Origin of the sequence: Mycoplana rhizolycopersici (assembly GCF_013378445.1) — a bacterium.
GTDB classification, from domain to species: domain Bacteria; phylum Pseudomonadota; class Alphaproteobacteria; order Rhizobiales; family Rhizobiaceae; genus Mycoplana; species Mycoplana rhizolycopersici.
The window spans coordinates 59,188-78,204 of sequence record NZ_JABXYK010000013.1; the positions used below are offsets into that span (position 1 = coordinate 59,188).

Sequence of the window (19,017 nt, forward strand, 5' to 3'; positions counted from 1 at the left end):
AGGACATGGCTCATATTCTGAGCTTCGACTTCGGCACAGGGGGCGTGCGGGCGGGTGTCTATGACACCGACCGCCGACAGATGCTGGGACAGGCGGATGCCCCCTATGCCACACGTTATCCTCGCGCCGGCTGGGCCGAGCAGTCACCCGACGAATGGCGCACAGCGCTGCGCCTTGCCGGTCGCGCCGTCCTTGAAAAGACCGGGCGCAGGACCGTCGATGCGGTGTGCACCGCGACGACCGCCTCGACCGTCGCCGTCTGCCTGCGCGACGGCACGCCGCTCTCCCCGGCCATCCTGTGGATGGATTGCCGCGCCGAAACCGAAGCGCGTGAAACCGCGCGCTTGACGCATCCGGCCATGCGCTTCTGCGGCGGCTCCGATGCCGTCGAGTGGCTGGTGCCGAAATCGATGTGGCTCAAGCGCCATCAACCCGAACTATGGTCGAAGGCGGAAGTCGTCTGCGAGGCATTGGACTACGTCAACTTCGACATGACCGGCGAATGGGTCGGCTCGCGCATGAACGCGGCCTGCAAGTGGAACTACGACAGCGAGGGGCACAGCTTCGTCCCGGAAATCTACGAGAGCCTCGGAATAGCGGACCTCATCGACCGCCTGCCGCAGCGCATCGTGCCGGTGGGCGGCGTCATCGCCCCGATGCGTGCAGCCATGGCGGCCGACCTCGGCCTTGAAAACCGGCCGATCGTCGCTCAGGGCGGCATCGATGCCCATATCGGCATTCTCGGCGCCGATACCGTCGAGCCGGGCGGCATGCTGTTCATCGGCGGCACGTCGATCGTGCAGCTCGTTCAACTGGCGGAGGAGGCGGACGTCTCCGGCTTCTGGGGACCTTATCCCAACGCCCTCACCGACGGGCACTGGCTCGTCGAATGCGGGCAGGTGGCCGCCGGTTCGATGCTGAACTGGCTGGCCGGCGAAATGTTCGGCCTCGATCAGGCCGGTCACGCGGCCCTGATCGAGAAGGTTGCGGCATCGCCCGGCCGCTCCGAAGGCCTTCTCGCGCTCGACTACATGATGGGCAACCGCACGCCTTATCGGGACGCAGCCTTGCGCGGCGCGCTGATGGGGCTGACCCTCGGCCACACGCGGGCGGACATCTACGCCGCCGCGGTCGATTCCCTCGCGCTCGGTTCGGCCAACGTCCTGTCCGTGCTGAAGGCGCGCGGCGTGGCGGTGGACCGCGTGATGATGGCCGGCGGTATCGTGAAGAATGCGGCCTGGCTTCAGGCAACTGTGGACGCGCTGGGCCTGCCGGTCCAGGTGGCGCGCGAGGACAATCTCTCGCTGGTCGGCACGGCGGTGGCCGCGGCCGCGGCGATCGGCGTCTTCTCCGACCTGAAGACGGCGGCACGGGCGTGCGCCGCTCCGGCAAGCGAGCTGACCCCAGATCCCGCGCGGGCCGAATGGTTCTCGCGTACATTGCCCCTCTATCAGGAGGCCACGGAGCAGCTGCGCCCGGTGCTGCACCAACTCGCCCGCCGGCAGATGGGAGGCTGAACGTGGCCGAACGCAATCCCTATTCGGCGCGGCTGCCGATCAACGAGCAACGTGATCACCTGATGGTTCAGGTGGCCAAGCTCTACTACGATCTCGACCGCACCCAGTCCGACATCGCGACGGAACTCGGGCTGACCCGCTGGCAGGTCGGAAGGTTACTGACCGAGGCCAAGGAGGCGGGTATCGTCCGCATCGAGATCACCCCGCGCGCAGGCCGGCGGACCTCGCTTGAAGTCGAATTGCAGCGCCAGTTCGGCGTCCGCGAAGCGATCGTCGTGCCGATCGGCGACATCGAGGATCCGAGCCTCATCATCGACAGCGTCGCGCAGGCGGCGGCGACCCATCTTGCCAGCCTGAGCCCCAAGCCGTCCCTGATGGGGGTGAGTTGGGGGCGTACCATGGCCGCGGTCGCCCGGGCCCTGCCGAAGGACTGGTGCCCCGGGCTGCATGTGGTTCTGGTCAACGGATCCACGGCTCTGACGACGACGACGAGCCGCAATTCGGCCGTCGCGGAGGAAATCGCCCAGTCCGCCGGCGGGCGGGCGACGCTGCTGCCAGTCCCCGCCATCATGGGATCGCGTTCGACCAGGGACGCACTCGAACAGGATCCGATCATCGACAGGGTGCTGAGCCTGGCCGACGAGGCGCCCGTCATCTGCTTCGGACTCGGCGGGCTGACCCACCAGTCCGTCCTGCTCGGTTCGGGCTATCTCGACGAGGACGACATCGCGCGGCTGAGAAAGCTGAATTCGGTGGGCGACATCATGGGGCGCTTCGTCGACCGGGAGGGCAGGATCGCCGACCCGCATCTGGACGACCGAACCATCGGCCTGCGGCTCGATGCCCTTGTGCGCAAAGAGCGGGTGATCGGGGTCGCAGCCGGCGAAGACAAGCACCTGATCGCGGCGGCCTGCCTGCGGGCCGGCTACGTCACCGACCTCGTCACGGACGAGGGGACGGCGCGGCGCATACTGGAGGAGACTGCATGATGGAGGACGTACTGCGCATCGAGCGGCTGTCCAAGCGATTCCCGCCCAACATCGTGGCGCTCGCGGACGCCAATATCTCGGTCCGCAAGGGCGAGGTGCATTGCCTTTTGGGCGCCAACGGCGCCGGCAAGTCGACGTTCCTGAAGCTGATTGCCGGCGCATTGTCACCGTCCGCCGGCGAAATGCGCGTCGATGGTCACAAAGTGAGTTTCCGCGCGCCGGCGGAGGCCGCCGCCGCCGGAATATCGATGATCTACCAGGAACTCGACCTGGTGCCGCAGCTGACGGTGGCCGAAAACCTCTTCCTCGGCCATCCGCCGCAGCGTTTCGGCTTTCTCGACAAGCGGACGCGCCGTGACCGCGCGAAAGAGGCGCTGATCCGCGTCGGCGCGAACTTTTCGCCGGAAGACCGGGTGGGCAGCCTGTCGATCGCCAACCAGCAGCTGACGGCCATCGCAAGGTCTCTGACCCGCGATGCCAAGGTCATTATCATGGACGAGCCGTCGGCAGCGCTTAGCGAGACGGAGCTCAAGGCCGTCTTCCGCGTCATCCGCGAACTCACCGCACAGGGCGTGGCCATTCTCTATGTCAGCCACCGGCTCGGCGAACTGCGGGAGATCGGCGATCGCGTGACGGTCCTGCGGGGCGGTCAGACGATCGAGACCTTCGATGTCGAAGGCACCCCCGACAGCGCGCTCGTCGAGGCGATTCTCGGCCGCAACCGTACGCTCGTCGAGCGTCGCCAACGCCCGCCGGTGACGGGCGATGTCCTCCTCAAGGTCGACCGGCTGACGGCGGCGCAGGGCCTCGACATCCGCGATTTCGAACTTCGCCGCGGGGAGATTTCGGGGCTGACCGGCCTCAACGGCTCCGGGCGGACCTCGTTCCTCAAGGCGCTTTTCGGCGCTGAGCTCTGCGAGGCGAAGATGTCGCTCGATGGCCGGCCCTACCGGCCGAAGGCCCCGCGCGACGCGATCAGGGCCGGGCTCGGCCTCGTACCGGAGAACCGCAAGACCGAAGGCCTCATTCTCGATGCGCCAATCTATCGAAACGCGACGCTGCCCGCGATGCAAGGCAACTTCCTCGCCCGGCACGGCGAACTGAAGGCGAAAACCGTCCCCGTCCTCAAGCAGTTGTCCACCAAATACGGCGCACCGGAACAGAAGGTCATCCAGCTTTCCGGCGGCAACCAGCAGAAGGTCGTGCTGGCGAAGTGGATCATCAAGGGCGCGAGCCTGCTTCTGCTCGACGAACCCTCGCGCGGTCTCGACATCGGCGCCAAGGCAGACCTCTACCGGCTGGTCGAGGAACTGGCTGCGGACGGTGCCGCGGTGATCGTCGCCTCGTCCGAGCTGGAGGAACTCTACGCGGCCTGCGACACCATCTGGGTCTTCCACGAGGGGCGAAACATCGCCCGGTTCGATCCGGCCATCACCAACCAGGACACGATCCTGAAGCATCAGATTCTCGGAGAACATCACCATGACTGACACCGTGACGGGAGCTCCGCCCATGCAGCGTTCCGGACGCCGCCTCATCGATCTGGCGATCGAATACAACTTCATCTTCATCTTCCTGGTTGTCGTGGCGATCGCCGCGATCCTGTCGCCAAACTTCATGACGCCGACCAATATCGCCAACCTGTTTCAGCAGGCAGCCGTCGTCGGCGTGGTCGCGATCGGCATGACCTTCGTGATCCTGACAGGAAACATCGACCTTTCCGTCGGCTCCGTGGTTGCGCTGTGCGGCATGCTCGTCGCGGTGCTGCTCGCGGGCGGCATGCCGATCCTGCCGGCGATCGCCATCACCATCCTGACGGGCGCGGCTGCCGGCGCGACAATCGGACTGATCACGGCGCTGGCGGAAGTACCGAGCTTCATCGTCTCGCTTGCCGGGCTGGTCTCCTTCCGCGGCATCACCTACCTTTTGACCGACGGCGTGCCGGTCTCCGGGCTGCCGCCAAGCTTCGGAGCGATCTCGTCCACGATGATCCCGCTTTTCCCGGGCGCGCAGATCAGCTCGATGGGGCTGATCTTCATCGTTCTCTGCATCGCTGCCGGCGCGCTCCTTCGCTTCACGGTCTTCGGGGAATCCGTCTACGCGACGGGTGGCAATGCCGAGGCGGCCCGCCTTTCCGGCCTGCCGACCAAGCGCATCCTCGTCCTCGTGTTCACCGTTTCGGGCATCATGAGCGCTCTCGGCGGCATTCTGCTCACCTCACGCCTGCGCATCGGCCAGCCGACCGCCGCGCAAGGGCTGGAACTCGATGCCATCGCGGCCGTGGTCCTCGGCGGCACTTCGCTCTTCGGCGGCCGCGGCGGCGTGCTCGGCACCTTCTTCGCCGTGATGCTGCTGCAGGTGCTGCGCAACATCTTCAACCTGCTTGGCCTCGGCTCATTCTACCAGATGACCGTCACTGGCCTGATCATCGTCGCCGCCATCCTGCTCAATCGTTTCATCGACATCCGCCGCGGCCGGGCCTGACCCCGCCGCCCAACGCTGGACATTGCCATGACAAAACATTTCCCCCGTCCGGAGGGTTCTCCCCTCATGCTCGATTGGTTCGACGGCCATGCCGTCAATCTGAGCGCCACTGAGCGGCGTGCGACGAGCCTGCCGACGCGTCGCACCGTCAAGAAGGAGTGGCAGGCCGCCTGGCTCCTGCGGGCGATCACCTGCATCGACCTGACGACGCTTGCCGGCGATGACACCGAGGGCCGCGTCCAGCGCCTGTGCGCCAAGGCCAGGGCGCCGGTGCGCGCGGACTTGCTCGAAGCGCTCGGCATCGAGAAAGTGACCGTCGGCGCGGTCTGCGTCTATCCGACGATGGTGGCGCATGCGGTGAAAGCGCTCGAAGGTTCGGGCATTCCCGTCGCCTCGGTCGCGACAGGCTTCCCCGCCGGCCTCACGCCCCTGCCGCTGCGGCTGGCAGAAATCCGCTACGCCGTGGAGCAGGGGGCGAAGGAAATCGATATCGTCATCACCCGAGAGCACGCGCTGAGGGGCGACTGGGCCGCTCTCTATGACGAGATCAGGGCGATGCGCGAGGCCTGTGGCGCAGCACACATGAAGGCCATCCTCGCCACCGGCGACCTGAAGACGCTGACCAACGTCTACAAGGCCGCGATGGTCGCCATGCAGGCCGGATCGGACTTCATCAAGACGTCGACCGGCAAGGAGGACGTCAGCGCGACGCTGCCGGTGTCGCTGACCATGGTCCGCGCGCTTCGCGACTACTGCGGCCGGACCGGCCAGATGGTCGGCTTCAAGCCGGCCGGCGGCCTCAGGACTGCCAAGGACGCGATGAACTGGCTGATCCTGATGAAGGAGGAGCTCGGCACCCGCTTCATGATGCCGGATCTTTTCCGAATCGGCGCGTCCTCCATGCTCGGCGATATCGAACGCCAGCTCGAACACCATGTCACGGGCCGGTACTCGGCCGCCAACCGCCACGCGCTGGCCTGAGGAAAGACCATGCCTTCCATCAAGGACATCATGCAAACCATGGAATATGGCCCCGCACCCGAGAGTAATTCCGAAGTCAAGGCCTGGCTCCAAGCCCGTTCGGCCGGGCTCGGCCACTATATCAACGGCAAATTCACGACGGCCGAGGGTGACCTTATCGAGGTCTCCAACCCGGCGACCGAAGAAGTGATCGGCCGGGTCGCCAAGGCCAATGCCGGCGATGTGGACGCTGCGGTGCGTGCTGCCCGGGCCGCGCTGCCGAAATGGTCGGCGCTGAGCGGCCACGAGCGCGCGAAATATCTCTACGCCATCGCCCGCCATATCCAGAAGCGCGAGCGGTTCTTCTCCGTGCTGGAGACCATGGACAACGGCAAGACCATCCGCGAAACGCGCGACATCGACATCCCGCTCGTCGCCCGGCACTTTTATCACCATGCCGGCTGGGCCGAGCTCGTTGCCGACGAGTTTCCGAACCATGCGCCGGTCGGCGTCTGCGGCCAGATCATACCCTGGAACTTCCCGCTGCTGATGCTGGCCTGGAAGGTCGCGCCGGCTCTGGCGGCGGGCAACACCGTCGTCATCAAGCCTGCGGATCTCACGCCGATGACCGCCTACGCGTTCGCAGAGCTCCTGAGCGAGATCGGCCTCCCGCCGGGCGTCGTCAACATCGTCCACGGCGACGGCGAGACGGGGGCGGCGATCGCCGGCCACCCGGACGTCGATAAGGTCGCGTTCACCGGCTCGACCGATGTCGGCAGGATCATCCGCCGCCAGATCGCCGGCTCGGGCAAGAAGCTCAGTCTGGAGCTCGGCGGCAAGTCACCCTTCATCGTGCTGGAAGATGCCGATCTCGATGCGGCGGTCGAAGGGGTAGTCGATGCCGTCTGGTTCAACCAGGGCGAGGTCTGCTGCGCCGGGTCGCGCATCCTCGTGCAGGAGGGAATTGCCCCGCGCTTCTTCGAGAAGCTGAAGAGCCGCATGGCCACCCTGCGCGTCGGCGACCCGCTGGACAAGACCATGGACATCGGCGCCGTCGTGTCGCCGAAACAGCTCGCCCGCATCAAGGGCCTGCTTGCGACCGGCGAGGCCGAGGGAGCAACCCTCAATCTCGCCCCCGTCGATCTGCCGAAGCGCGGCGCCTTCTGCGCGCCCGGCTTCTTCACCGGAACGGCACCGGCCCACACCGTGTCACAGGTCGAGATCTTCGGACCGGTCGCCACCAGCCTGACCTTCAGAACCCTCGACGAGGCGATTTCGCTCGCCAACGATACGCGCTACGGGCTTGCCGCTTCGGTCTGGTCCGAGAACGTCAACCGCGCCATCGAGATGGCGGCACGGGTGAAGGCCGGCGTCGTCTGGATCAATGCGACCAACCTGTTCGATGCGGCAGCACCTTTCGGCGGCTATCGGGAAAGCGGCTTCGGCCGCGAGGGCGGGCGCTCCGGCCTGCTCGAGTACCTCACGATACCCGCAGACAGGCAGGGCAAGACGCGGCCTGCGCCAGCGCTTCAGCCGCAGGTCGTGCCGTTTACCGGCAAGGCCGAGCGGCCCGACATCGACGTGACGGCGAAACTCTATATCGGCGGCAAGCAGGTCCGGCCCGACGGCGGGCAAAGCTACACCGTCTTCGGCAAGTCGGGCCAGGCGATCGGGCAGGCGGGCCTCGCCAATCGCAAGGACGTCCGCAATGCCGTGGAAGCTGCGAACAAGGCAACGGGCTGGGGAAGTGTCACCGGACACAATCGCGCCCAGGTACTCTATTTCCTCGCCGAGAACCTGAGCCAGCGTCGCGCCGAGTTCGTGTCGGCGCTCGCGGTAACCGGGGCAAGCCCGAAGCCCGAGGAGGAGGTGGAACTGGCGATCCGGCGCGCCTTCTGGTACGCGGCTCAGGCAGACAAGTTCGATGGCGCCGTTACGGCGACGAAGTCGCGACATGTGACGATGACCGTCAACGAGCCCTATGGCACCGTTGGCGTCGTCGCCGCAGACGAGGCGCCGCTGCTGTCGCTCTTGTCGCTGATCCTGCCCGCGCTCACACTCGGCAACCGGGTCGTCGCGATCGCCGCCCAGAGCCACCCGCTCGTCGCAACGCGTCTCTACCAGGTGCTCGAGACATCAGACATTCCCGCAGGCGTCGTCAATCTCCTCACCGGTGAGCGCGACGTACTGGCCAAGACGCTTGCCGAGCACGACGATGTAGCCGCGGTCTGGTACTGCGGCGACGACGAGGGCTCCAGGATGGTCGAGGCCGCCTCTGCCGGCAATCTGAAGACGACGTGGGTCGATCACGGCAGGCTGCGCGACTGGCGCGATCCGCGCCAGGGGCAGGGCAGTGAATTCCTCCGGCGCGCCTGCCAGCTCAAAACCATCTGGTTGCCCTATGGCGAGTGAACGAGCGGCGGCGGCCGGGGTGCTTCGGCGTCCCCGGCTGGTCATCTTCGATTTCGACGGCGTGATCGCCGATAGCGAGACTATTGCGCTGGAGGAGCTTGCCGCGGAGATGACGGCACGAGGAGCCGAGACGAGCTACGAACAGGCGAGGGCCCTCTTCCTCGGCATGTCAACGGCACGCCACATGGCCTATATCAGCGAGAAATCGGGCCGCCCTTGCGCGCCGGATTTCCCAGACGTCTGGCATGGCCGGCTCTTCTCGCGCTATTCGACCGAGCTTGTTGCCGTGACCGGCGTGCATCGAACGCTCAACCTGCTCGATCGCCTCGGCATCGACTACTGCATCGCGTCCGGCGGAAGCGTCGAACGCATCCGCTTCGCCCTGGATTGCTTAGGCTTGGCATCACGCTTCGAGGGCCGCGCCTTCAGCGCGGAAATGGTGGCACGGGGAAAGCCGGCGCCGGACCTGTTTCTCCACGCCGCCGCCGCCCGCAGCACGTCCCCGCACGAATGCCTCGTGGTCGAGGACGCGCCCTCCGGCGTCATGGCGGCCGTGGCGGCGGAAATGCCCTGTGCGGCCTTTCTCGGCGGGTCGCATCTCGATCCCATCCGCACCCGGCATCGGGAGACTTTGATACAGGCGGGCGCCACGGCCTGCGTGGGGGATCACGCCGAATTGCAGGTGATGATCGAGGCACGCTGACGCCATGGGCAAAGCCGCCGCCTATCAGCCTGCCAGCGGCGAAAAACCGCCATATCGGCCGTTGTGATAGACAAGCGACTGCCCGCCGCCGATCGTGACCTCCAGGACGCGGCCGATGATGATGCCGTGGCTGTGCCTCTCGATGATTTCCTCGACTTCACAGTCGATGGCCGCCAACGCACCGACCAGGACCGGCGCACCGCTGAGCCGTGTCGTCCAGGCGGCACCTTCATAGCGCGCTTCGCCCTTGACCCCGCCAAGTCCGGCGAAGCGGTTGGCGATTTCCTGATGTTCTCCCGCCAGGATGTTGACGCAGAAGTGGCCATGGCGGCTGATGACGGGAAAGCTGGAGGACGCGCGGTTGATGTTGACGATCATCGTCGGCGGTTCGACGGACAGCGCCGTGGCGGACGTGACCGTCGCGCCCGTGCGATCCGGGCCGGCGCCGGCCGTGATCACCGAGACCGCGCCGGAGACCCTGCGCATGGCCGTCTTCAACAGAGCCGGATCAACGATGGCGCGCGCGCCGTGGTCGTCGTTGAAGCCGATGTTTGTGAGATTGGCCGTGTTCATTTCCGTCTCCGTCGTCGAGCCTTCGCTAAAGGCAGCATTTCGTCGGAGAATGGAAGTCCGGATATGCATCTCATGCATTGCCTGACTGTCAGTCTGGCAACCACGGCCGCATTGGAGACCATCTGCCCGAGCGCTGATGAGCCGCGCCGGGTCTGCGGCACCGCCGGATGAACGCGGCCTCGATCAGCCCAGTTCCAGCGTGGTAACCGCAAAAACTCCTTCGTGAGATACGGACGGTGCGGCTCCCCGGTACATGCGCGCAGTCACGAAACCCTTCTGCATGCCTGACCGTTCCAGAACGGCTGCAAAAGTCGCGCTTGTCTCCGGCACGTCAAGCTGAATGAGGTCCGGTCCGCACGACTGCGCCAGCGACGCGAGCAGTTCCGTAGCTCCACTCGTATCGACCGCAAAAAGCGGGCCGATCTTGTAGCCTTCCCGGCAGCGCCTGGCGACACTGTAGCCGCAAACATTTCCATCCCGAAGCAGGACGCGTGCAATTCGCGGCGGCGCGAGCCATTTCGAGAGAAAAGCCTGACGCTCCGCGGGAAAGAAGCGCCGGTCGAAGGCGGAGAGCGACGCCAGGGGGTCAGGCGCTGCGTTGACGAAGGTCCCGCTCGGAGCAAAGGCCGGCAGCGCAGGGCGGCCCGACCAGCGATAGGTCTCGTAGACGGGCCGGAAACCCATGCTGGCATAGTTCTGTTGCTGCTGCGGAACGCCATCGAGACCGATCGTGCGGCCGGCAAGGTACGCCATGCCGGCATCCCAAACAGCTTTGCCGTAACCCTTGCCCCGTGCATCCGCGCGGCAAATGTAGAGGCCGATGAACCCGAAATCGGCCCCGTAGGCGATGGCGGAGATGCCGGCCACCATCCTGTCTTCGACGAAAGCGCCGATGAAGCCCGCCGGATCGGCGGCATGAAAGGCCGGCGCGTCGTCCAGTCCTGGATTCCAGCCTTCGGCTGCAGCCCAGTCCAGAAGCTCCGCCACCTCGGGAAGGGTCAGTGTCCGTATCACGGGTATCGTTGTGCTCATGCCGACAGGATGACCTGCGGCGCGAATGATTCAAGCGCGCCGCTATAGGATTTTGGCAGCGGCGCCGCATAGGGACCGCGCTTGGACGTGCGCAGCCCCAGTGCCACGAGTGCTTCCGCCTGTTTGACGGCTGCGGCGACGCCGTCGACAACCGGAACGCCAAATTCGGCGCGAAGGGAATTTGCGAGGTCGGCCATGCCGGCGCAACCGAGCACGATCGCCTCCGCGCGATCGTCACGAAGGGCAGCGCCGATCTCGCGGCGCAGACGGTCGCGCGCATTCGAGCGCGGATCCTCCAGCGACAGGACCGGGATGTCTGCGGCGCGCACCTTGCAGCGGCCGCCCATGCCGTAGCGATGGACGAGATCCTCGATGGGAAGGCGCGAGCGCTCCATTGTCGTGACGATGGTGAAGCGCCGCGCGATGAAAGAGGTTGCGGCGACCGCGGCCTCGCAGATGCCGAGCACGGGGATTTCAGCGAGCGCCCGGCACGCATCGAGCCCCGTATCGTCGAAACAGGCGATGATGGCGGCGTCGGCTCCGGCGCGCTCGGCCTTGGCGAGTTCAACAAGAAGACCCGGCACGGCCAGCGCCTCGTCATAGTAACCTTCGATCGACGCCGGGCCGGATGCCGAAGTTATGGGCACGATCGCGGTCAGCGGGTTCGCCACGCGCGAAGCCGCATCGGCGATGGTCGCGGTCATGGACTGCGTGGTGTTGGGGTTGATAACGGCGATGCGCATGACTGCAGAATTCCCTAGGCCCGCGCCCTGCGCCGGTTGAGGTAGAGGATGGTGCCGACCGTGCCGCCAATGACAAGAAAGGAGAACAGGGTGGTGACGGTGCCGAGCGCATAGAGCACCGGCGTGGTGACGTTGGTGGTCATGCCGTAGATCTCCAGCGGCAGCGTGTTGTAGGTGCCCGAAGTCATCAGAGTACGTGCGAATTCGTCGTAGGACAGCGAGAAGCCGAACAGGCCGACGCCGATCAGGCTCGGCGCGATCATCGGCAGCACCACATGGCGGAAGGTCTGCCACGAACTGGCGCCGAGGTCGCGTGCCGCCTCCTCGTATGTGGGAGAGAAGCGGTTGAAGACGGCGAACATGATCAGCACGCCGAAGGGCAGGGTCCAGGTGAGATGAGCCCCGAAGGCCGAGCTGTACCACGCCGGCTGCAGGCCGAATTGCTGGAATAGCACGCCGATGCCAAGCGAAATGATGATCGACGGCACGACGAGGCTTGCAACCGAAAGGTAAAACAGCGGCGTGGCGCCGAAGAACTTGCGGCGGAAGGCGAGCCCGGCAAGCAGCGAAATCACCACGGTCACCGCCATCACCATCAGCCCGAGCATGAGCGAACGGCGGAAGCTGCCGCCGAAATCGCCGACCGCCTGCTTCTCCAGAAGATTGCCGAACCAGTGCAGCGACATGCCGTTCAGCGGGAAGGTCAGGCCGCCGTCCGGCCCCTGGAAGGAGAGGATGACAATCGCCGAAAGCGGTCCGTAGAGAAAGACGACGAAGAGCGCGAAGAAAAGCGCCAGAACATAGAATTCGCGGCTGCGGGGTTCGCGATGCATGGCTCAGAGCTCCTTGCGGATATCGACGATGCGCAGGATCCCCGCCACCATCATGAGAACGAGGACCAGCAGGATCACGGCATTTGCGGCGGCCGCCGGGTATTGCAGCAGTGACATCTGGTTCTTCATCATCAGCGCGACGGAGGCGCTCTGGCCGCCGGACATGACCTGCACCGTCGAGAAGTCGGCCATCACAAGGGTCACCACGAAGATCGTGCCGATCGCCATGCCGGGCTTTGCGAGCGGCAGGATGACGTTGGTCAGCACCTGCCAGCTTGATGCGCCCGCGTCGCGCGCCGCCTCCACCAGCGATCTGTCGATGCGCATCAGGGTGTTGAAGATCGGCGTCACCATGAAGAGCGTGTAGAGATGCACCATGGCAAGCACGACGGCAAAATCAGAGTAAAGCAGCCATTCCACCGGAGCGGCGACGATGCCCGTGTCCACAAGCGCCGAGTTGATCAGCCCGTTGCGACCGAGCACCGGGATCCAGGAGATCATGCGGATGATGTTCGAGGTAAGGAAGGGCACCGTGCAGACGAGAAAGAGGACTGTCTGCATGGCCGACGTACGGACGTGGAATGCCAGGAAATAGGCGGCCCAGAAGCCGACGAAAAGCGTGATCATCCAGACGATGACAGCGAATTTGAGGGTGTTGAGATAGGTCTTCCACGTCACCCAGGAGCCGAGGGTCTCGGTGTAGTTGAAGGTGACGAAATCTGGATACATCGCCGCAAAATCATAGTCCCAGAAGCTGACGACTGCGATCATGAGGAGCGGCAGCAGCAGGAAGGTGCCGAGAATGACGAGGAGCGGCAGCGCCTGCAGATAGGCGGCGAATTCGCCGATCCGGCTGCCGGGCTTGCGTGTACGTACAGCGGGTTGCGCAATCGCAGTATCAGTCATCGTCGCCATGTCTTCTCCTGAAGATGCGGGGAGCGCCCCGTTTCCTGCGCATTGGCTCTCGGTCACACCGGCACCGCCTCGCTCGACCGTCATCCTCGGGCTAGCCCCGAGGATGACGGCGTGGGTTTGCGCCGAGGCTTTCTCCCCGCGCGGAAAGCCGGGGTCAGCGGCAGCAAGCGGTTACGCAGCGATAAACTCGTTCCAGCGCTTCAGCATGTAGCGGTCCTCGTCCATGACCGAATTCCAGCAGGCGACCTTGCCCATGCGCTCCTCGAAGGAGCCGCCGTCGCGGACGGCGCCCGCCTTCTCCATGACCTTGCCTTCAGGTGAGAGGATGTCGCCCTGGGCCGGCTTGCCCTCGATCCAGTAGCCCCACTCGTCCGGCGACATGAATTCCTTCGCCGTGTCCATGCAGGCCGAATAGTAACCCTGCCGGTTGAGGTAGCCGCCGACCCAGCCGGAGGTGTACCAGTTGATGTACTCGTAGGCCGCATCGAGCTGTGCGCCCGTCAGATGCGTGGCAAGGCCGAGACCGCCGCCCCAGGAGCGATAACCTTCCTTCAGCGGCTGATACTTGCAGGCGATGCCCTTGGAACGCACGGCGGCTACTGCCGGCGACCACATGGACTGGATGACGACTTCGCCCGAAGCCATCAGGTTGACGCTTTCGTCAAACGATTTCCAGAAGGCGCGGAACTGGCCGTCCTGCTTGGCCTTGATGAGGAAATCGATCGTCGCGTCGATCTCCTCCTTGGTCATATTGCCCTTGTCGGCATATTTGATCTTGCCCATCGCCTCCATGATCATCGCGGCGTCCATGATGCCGATCGAGGGGATGTTGAGGATCGAGGTCTTGCCCTTGAACGCCGGGTCCATGATGTCGGCCCAGGAGGTGATCTCGCGGCCGACGAGGTCCGGACGAATGCCGAGCGTGTCGGCGTTGTAGATCGTCGGCATCATGGTGAAGAAGCCGGTCTCGCCGGAAGCAAAGGTCTTGGCGTCCTTGCTCTCGACATAGCCGACCGTGTGCGGTGCCGTCCCCTGGGCGATGACACTGTCAGGCGTCAGCTTGCCGGTTTTGAACAGCGGAACGACCTTGTCGTAGTATTTCAGCTTGGAGGTTTCCATCGGCTGGATGACGCCGGTCGGATAGACCTTCTTGAGGATCCAGTATTCGATGTCGGCGATGTCGTAGGAATTGGGCTGGGTGACGGCGCGCTGGGCCGCAGCATCGGAGTCCGTCGCCGTCATCTCGAGCGTGATGCCGAGGTCTTCCTTGCATTTCTCGGCGATGGCATTGATGTTCGAGACGCCGGTACCGAACTGGCGCAGGGTGATCGGGTTCTGCGCCCAGATGGTCGGGAAGCCGGTGATGGCGCCCGAGCCCGCGGCAAGGCCGGCGGCTGCGGCACCCGTCTTCAGAAGCGCCCGGCGGCTGACGCCGCCCTTGTGCGATGCATTCTCTGTCATAGGCTGTTCTCCTTCATTGTGATTGTTGTCGTTGTCTGGTCGGCCTTACGCCGCGACACGCCCGAGCACGATGGCATCCGCCCCGCCCCAGGAGAGCGGCACGGCGTCGCCGACCCTGATCGTCTGCTGGAAGAAGGTCGCGTCATCGAGGATCGCCGTGAAGTCCTCGACGCCCGCACCGTCGAAGGTCAGCTTCACCGTCGAGCCACGGTACTCGATGTTGGAAACGATCCCGTTGAAGCCGAGACCGGCTTGATCCGGGTGGCCGATGCGGACGCGGTCGGTCCGGACCGCGATATCGACAGGCCCGCCGATGTCCGCCGCGTCACCGATCGCCTTGAACTGGCCGCCATTGGCCACTTCCAGCGTGACGACGCCGTTTCCGCTTGCAACCGCACGGCCGGAAATCACGTTGTGATCGCCCATGAAGCGGGCGACGAAGGCAGTGGCCGGCCGTTCGAAAACCGTGCGGGGTGCCGCTGCCTGCTCGATCCGCCCGTCGTTCATCACGACAATCAGGTCGGCCAGCGCCATCGCCTCTTCCTGGCTATGGGTGACGTGGACGAAGGTGATGCCGAGGGAGGTCTGCAGGCGCTTCAACTCGGCGCGCATGCGGATCTTCAGGAACGGATCCAGCGCGGAAAGCGGCTCGTCCAGAAGCAACGCTTCGGGATCGGTGATCAGCGCGCGGGCAAGCGCCACGCGCTGCTGCTGCCCGCCGGAGAGCTGTGCCGGCCGCCGCGTCGCATAGGCCTCAAGCTGCATGAGCCGCAGCATGTCGAGCGCCTTCTGCCGCCGCTCGTCCTTCTCCACGCCCTTCATCTTCAGGCTGAAGGCGACATTGTCGACAAGGTCGAGATGAGGAAAGAGCGCATAGGACTGAAACATCATGGCCGTGCCGCGCCGCGCCGGCGGCAGGTCGGTCACGACGACGTTGCCGAGGCGGATATCGCCGCTGGTGATGCTCTCATGGCCAGCGATCATTCGAAGCGTGGAGGTCTTGCCGCAACCGGACGGCCCGAGCAGGCAGCAGTAGGTTCCGGCCGGAATTTTCAGGCTGATTGCCTGCACGGCCGTCGACTGGCCGTAGACTTTGGAGACGGAAGCGATGTCGATTTCTGCGGCTTTGGTCATGCGGCATCTCCTGGTTCCCGCCATGGGCGATGCAGGTGCCGTGCCAGTTCAAATGAGGAAATGCCAAGGCATTGAAATCGCGGAAGTTTAATTTCGGCTGCCTGTTGTTTGCGCTGCATCGCAGCAATGCATGCACAAAAAACAGCATTTTGCGTTCAATCTGGTGGCGATATTGAATGCAAAACAATTTTGAAATTGCAGACGCTCCATATTCCCTCGCGGGCCGTCGCAGGCTAGAGATAGGTCATGCCAAAGACCCTGAAGATCGCCGAACCGCCGCTCCCCTCCGATCCGAGCCAGGAGGATCGGGCCCAGGCCATCCGCGACTCGTTACGCGACGCGATCGTCGATCGCCGGCTTGCGCCCGGCACAAAGCTGTCGGAAGCAGAGGTTGGAACGCTCTTCGATGTGAGCCGAACGGTGGTGCGCGCCGCCCTGCAGATGCTGGCGTTCGAAGGGTTGGTACGGGTCGAGCGCAACCGCGGTGCCTTCGTGTCCGATCCGACGCCAGAGGAGGCGATCCAGGTGTTCGCGTCCCGACGCCTGATCGAACCCGGCGTGATCTCAGCAGCGATCGAGCGGGCCTCGGCGAAAGACATTGCGGCCTTCCGCCGTCACCTGGAAGAGGAAACGCGCCACAAGCATGAGAGGGGTGCGCAGGCGCGGCGCGCGGAGATCAAGGCGTCCGGCGACTTCCACCTGATGCTTGCCGCCGTTGCCGGCAACGTCATCTTGCAGAAGTTCATGGACGAGCTGGTTGCCCGCTCGTCGCTGGTCATCGCGCTTTACGGCCGCTCGGGCGCGTCAAGCTGCGGGCACAACGACCACGCCGATCTGCTCGACGCAGTCGAGGCACGGGACGTCGCACGCGCGCAGGCGCTCATGCTGCGCCATATCGATCACATCGAGGCCGACCTCGACCTTCGGGCCAGTTCCAGCCTGACCCTTCGCGACGCACTTTCGCTTTAGGGGGCGCCCGCGACCTGGGGCGCCCTGAAAATTTGTATCGCCACTTCCGGCCTGTCAGGCCGCGACATCGCGGATGAAACGGAGCAGATATTCGTCGAATTCCGCCGGCTTGTCCCAGAAGGGGGCATGACCCGAATTGGCGATGGTGTGGGTTTTGCCTTCCCATAGGTTGCCGAACCTGACGTTGGCAACGAAATCCACCTCGACGAATGGCTCGTCGATACCATTCACGACGGCGATCGGCGGCGTCGGCCCGGCGACGATGTCGCGCTGGTTGTCGCCGGTGCCGGCAGCGAATTTCTCGAACATCAGCCGGCGCGCGCGACCATCGGTTCGCCGCACCGTATCCAGCAGGAACGGTTCGAACGGCTCGCCGCAGGTGGAGTGCGCATAGTGGCCGACATCCTCCTCGGTGAAATCCTGCTTTCCGGCAAGCCCCATGTGCGGACTGGGTCGGAAGCCCCGGGAGACCTCGTCGGGCGCGACCGGTGGCGTCCCGGTGATCATCAGGCCGAGCATGCCGGGATACCGCTTGATCATCTCCAGGCCGATATGGCCGCCAAGCGACCAGCCGAATACGACGGCGCGCTCGATGCCGAGAAGGCCAAGTGCCTCGACCATGCAATCGGCATAGCCTTCCATCGAGTAGCTGCGTTCCGGATCGACGGCATCGGATGAAACGCCATGTCCGGGGAGGTCGAACGAGATCATGCGGTAGGTGGCGCCGATCTCCCCTTGAAACTGATTGCGGAATACCGCGCCAGAACTCGAATTCCCATGCACGAAGAGGATCGGCGTACCTGTACCGCCGCTCTCGCGGACCGCAATTTTCGCATGGCTCGTTTCGAGCACTGATGTTCGCACGCTCATGAAAATCTCCGGAAAGCGGACGTTGTCCAATTGGTGGGCATGCTCAGAAATTAAGCGAAATCTTTAACGCGTCAATGAAATTATCTTTTCAATCGAAATTGATTATGCCTATATTGAAAAAAATATATCGCCGCCGAGGGTGGTCATAACAGGGGTCCGCACATGAAGAATCGCTCCATTGCCGCGCATGTCCGCAAGCTCGCCTCCTGCGTTGCCGCAGGTGTCCTGCTGAGTGCCGCCGCGGCGAATATCGCGTCCGCAGCCACCATCAAGATCGGCCTTCTGGCGCCGTTGACCGGGCCAGCCAGCGCTGACGGCCAGGAGTACGAGCGCGGTGCACAGATGGCCATCGACGAACTCAACGCCGCAGGCGGCTTCAACGGCGACACCTTCGAACTGGTTGTTGGCGACGTGAAGGACCAGTCTGCCGGGAATGTCACCAGCGCCGTCGAGCGCCTGCTCGGCGATCCAGACGTTCACTTCATGCTGACGGGCTATGCGAGCCTGACCAACTTTGAAATCGACACCATGGCCGAGGCGGAGATGCCTTATGTGCTCGCCGCCACCTCGGCGCAGACGCGCGACATCATCGCGCCGGATCCGGAAAAGTATAACTGCTGCTGGTCCTGGACGCCGTCCTTCGACGCCTACAACACCGATGTCACGTATTTCGTCGAGAAGCTCGCTGCCGATGGCAAGCTGAAGCTGTCCGACAAGAAAGTAGCGATCATCTCGTCCGACAATGCCTACTCGAAGACGATCTCCGAGGGCATGAAAAAGACCTTCAGCGAGAAGGGCTGGACGCTCACAGTCGACGAAATGGTGCCGTTCGGCGAAGTCACCGACTGGCGTCCCATTCTTGCCAAGGTGCGTGAGAACCCGCCGGACGTGGTGATCAATACCGACTATCTGTCGGGCAATTCCGCCTCGTTCCTGAACCAGTTCCTGGAACAGCCGACAGACAGCCTCGTCTTCCTGCAATATGCGCCGAGCGTGCCCGAGTTTGTCGAACTGACCAAATCCAACTCCAACGGCGTCGTCTACAACCTGCTCGGCGGCCCGCTCTTTTCGCCGAAGAACCCGCGCGCCGACGAGGTCGCAAAGAAGTTCAAGGACAAGTATGGCGTGGAAAGCGGCACCTATGGCCTGGCGCTCTACGAGATCGTCAACGTCTACTATGACGCGCTGAAGAAGGTCGGCGATGCCAGCGACCACGAGGCGATCATGAAGGCGATCGGCGAGACCGACAAGCAGGTGGTTGCCGGCCGGCTGAAGTTCGACCCCGCCACCCACCTTGCCATGCAGGGCGACGACTACATTCCGATCACCTTCTTCCAGATCTGGGATGGCCAGCGCACGTTGATCTCGCCCGCGGCCTATGCGAGCGGTGAATACAAGCAGCAGCCCTGGATGAAGTGAAGC

At 64.4% G+C, this 19,017-nt stretch carries 17 protein-coding genes; 9 read left to right on the forward strand and 8 right to left on the reverse strand.

Features of this window, described 5'->3' with window-relative positions:
• Window positions 1-5: 5 nt before the first annotated feature.
• From HV823_RS19295 to HV823_RS19325, 7 genes are read left to right on the forward strand one after another with little or no spacing between them, the layout of a single operon-like run.
• Complete coding sequence (locus tag HV823_RS19295; protein ID WP_176951379.1) at window positions 6-1,517, forward strand: FGGY-family carbohydrate kinase; 1,512 nt, start codon at window positions 6-8, stop codon at window positions 1,515-1,517.
• Window positions 1,518-1,519: 2 nt separating this feature from the next.
• Entirely contained in the window at window positions 1,520-2,506 is a 987-nt protein-coding gene (locus tag HV823_RS19300) for a sugar-binding domain-containing protein (RefSeq protein ID WP_176951380.1), read from the forward strand.
• Window positions 2,503-3,996, forward strand: a complete 1,494-nt coding sequence (locus HV823_RS19305; protein WP_246301791.1) for a sugar ABC transporter ATP-binding protein — start codon at window positions 2,503-2,505, stop codon at window positions 3,994-3,996. The genes HV823_RS19300 and HV823_RS19305 overlap by 4 nt, the downstream gene beginning before the upstream one ends.
• A 22-nt stretch (window positions 3,997-4,018) precedes the next feature.
• Complete coding sequence (locus HV823_RS19310) at window positions 4,019-4,990, forward strand: ABC transporter permease (protein ID WP_246301792.1); 972 nt, start codon at window positions 4,019-4,021, stop codon at window positions 4,988-4,990.
• Window positions 4,991-5,017: 27 nt separating this feature from the next.
• Window positions 5,018-5,971, forward strand: coding sequence for a deoxyribose-phosphate aldolase (deoC, locus tag HV823_RS19315; protein ID WP_176951382.1), 954 nt, complete (start codon window positions 5,018-5,020; stop codon window positions 5,969-5,971).
• Window positions 5,972-5,980: 9 nt separating this feature from the next.
• The gene (locus HV823_RS19320) at window positions 5,981-8,362 is read left to right on the forward strand and encodes an aldehyde dehydrogenase family protein (protein WP_176951383.1); all 2,382 of its coding nucleotides are present in this window, start codon (window positions 5,981-5,983) and stop codon (window positions 8,360-8,362) included.
• Window positions 8,352-9,065, forward strand: a complete 714-nt coding sequence (locus tag HV823_RS19325; RefSeq protein ID WP_176951384.1) for an HAD family hydrolase — start codon at window positions 8,352-8,354, stop codon at window positions 9,063-9,065. Before HV823_RS19320 ends, HV823_RS19325 begins: the two co-directional genes overlap by 11 nt.
• 24 nt (window positions 9,066-9,089) lie before the next feature.
• Here HV823_RS19325 and HV823_RS19330 read toward each other — a convergent pair whose 3' ends face one another.
• The 7 genes from HV823_RS19330 to HV823_RS19360 form a co-directional block, all read right to left on the reverse strand.
• Window positions 9,090-9,638, reverse strand: a complete 549-nt coding sequence (locus HV823_RS19330) for a flavin reductase family protein (protein ID WP_176951385.1) — start codon at window positions 9,636-9,638, stop codon at window positions 9,090-9,092.
• 183 nt (window positions 9,639-9,821) lie between these two features.
• A complete protein-coding gene (locus HV823_RS19335) occupies window positions 9,822-10,670 on the reverse strand; it encodes a GNAT family N-acetyltransferase (protein ID WP_176951386.1) in 849 nt (282 codons plus the stop codon).
• Entirely contained in the window at window positions 10,667-11,413 is a 747-nt protein-coding gene (locus HV823_RS19340) for an aspartate/glutamate racemase family protein (protein ID WP_176951387.1), read from the reverse strand. Before HV823_RS19340 ends, HV823_RS19335 begins: the two co-directional genes overlap by 4 nt.
• A gap of 14 nt (window positions 11,414-11,427) precedes the next feature.
• Window positions 11,428-12,246 (reverse strand): ABC transporter permease, encoded by an 819-nt coding sequence (locus HV823_RS19345; RefSeq protein WP_176951388.1) that lies wholly within the window; start codon window positions 12,244-12,246, stop codon window positions 11,428-11,430.
• Window positions 12,247-12,249: 3 nt separating this feature from the next.
• A complete protein-coding gene (locus HV823_RS19350) occupies window positions 12,250-13,161 on the reverse strand; it encodes an ABC transporter permease (protein WP_246301793.1) in 912 nt (303 codons plus the stop codon).
• Between the two features lie 171 nt (window positions 13,162-13,332).
• Entirely contained in the window at window positions 13,333-14,622 is a 1,290-nt protein-coding gene (locus HV823_RS19355; RefSeq protein WP_176951389.1) for an ABC transporter substrate-binding protein, read from the reverse strand.
• Window positions 14,623-14,667: 45 nt separating this feature from the next.
• The gene (locus tag HV823_RS19360) at window positions 14,668-15,756 is read right to left on the reverse strand and encodes an ABC transporter ATP-binding protein (protein ID WP_176951390.1); all 1,089 of its coding nucleotides are present in this window, start codon (window positions 15,754-15,756) and stop codon (window positions 14,668-14,670) included.
• A 246-nt stretch (window positions 15,757-16,002) separates the two neighbouring features.
• Between HV823_RS19360 and HV823_RS19365 the strand changes: the two genes are divergently transcribed.
• On the forward strand, window positions 16,003-16,725 hold the full coding sequence (locus tag HV823_RS19365; protein WP_176951391.1) for a GntR family transcriptional regulator: 723 nt from the start codon (window positions 16,003-16,005) through the stop codon (window positions 16,723-16,725).
• Between the two features lie 54 nt (window positions 16,726-16,779).
• On the opposite strand, the gene HV823_RS19370 is transcribed toward HV823_RS19365, so the two are convergent.
• Entirely contained in the window at window positions 16,780-17,595 is an 816-nt protein-coding gene (locus tag HV823_RS19370; protein WP_176951392.1) for an alpha/beta fold hydrolase, read from the reverse strand.
• A gap of 162 nt (window positions 17,596-17,757) precedes the next feature.
• Between HV823_RS19370 and HV823_RS19375 the strand changes: the two genes are divergently transcribed.
• Window positions 17,758-19,014, forward strand: a complete 1,257-nt coding sequence (locus HV823_RS19375) for an ABC transporter substrate-binding protein (protein ID WP_176951393.1) — start codon at window positions 17,758-17,760, stop codon at window positions 19,012-19,014.
• The last annotated feature ends 3 nt before the right edge of the window (window positions 19,015-19,017 follow it).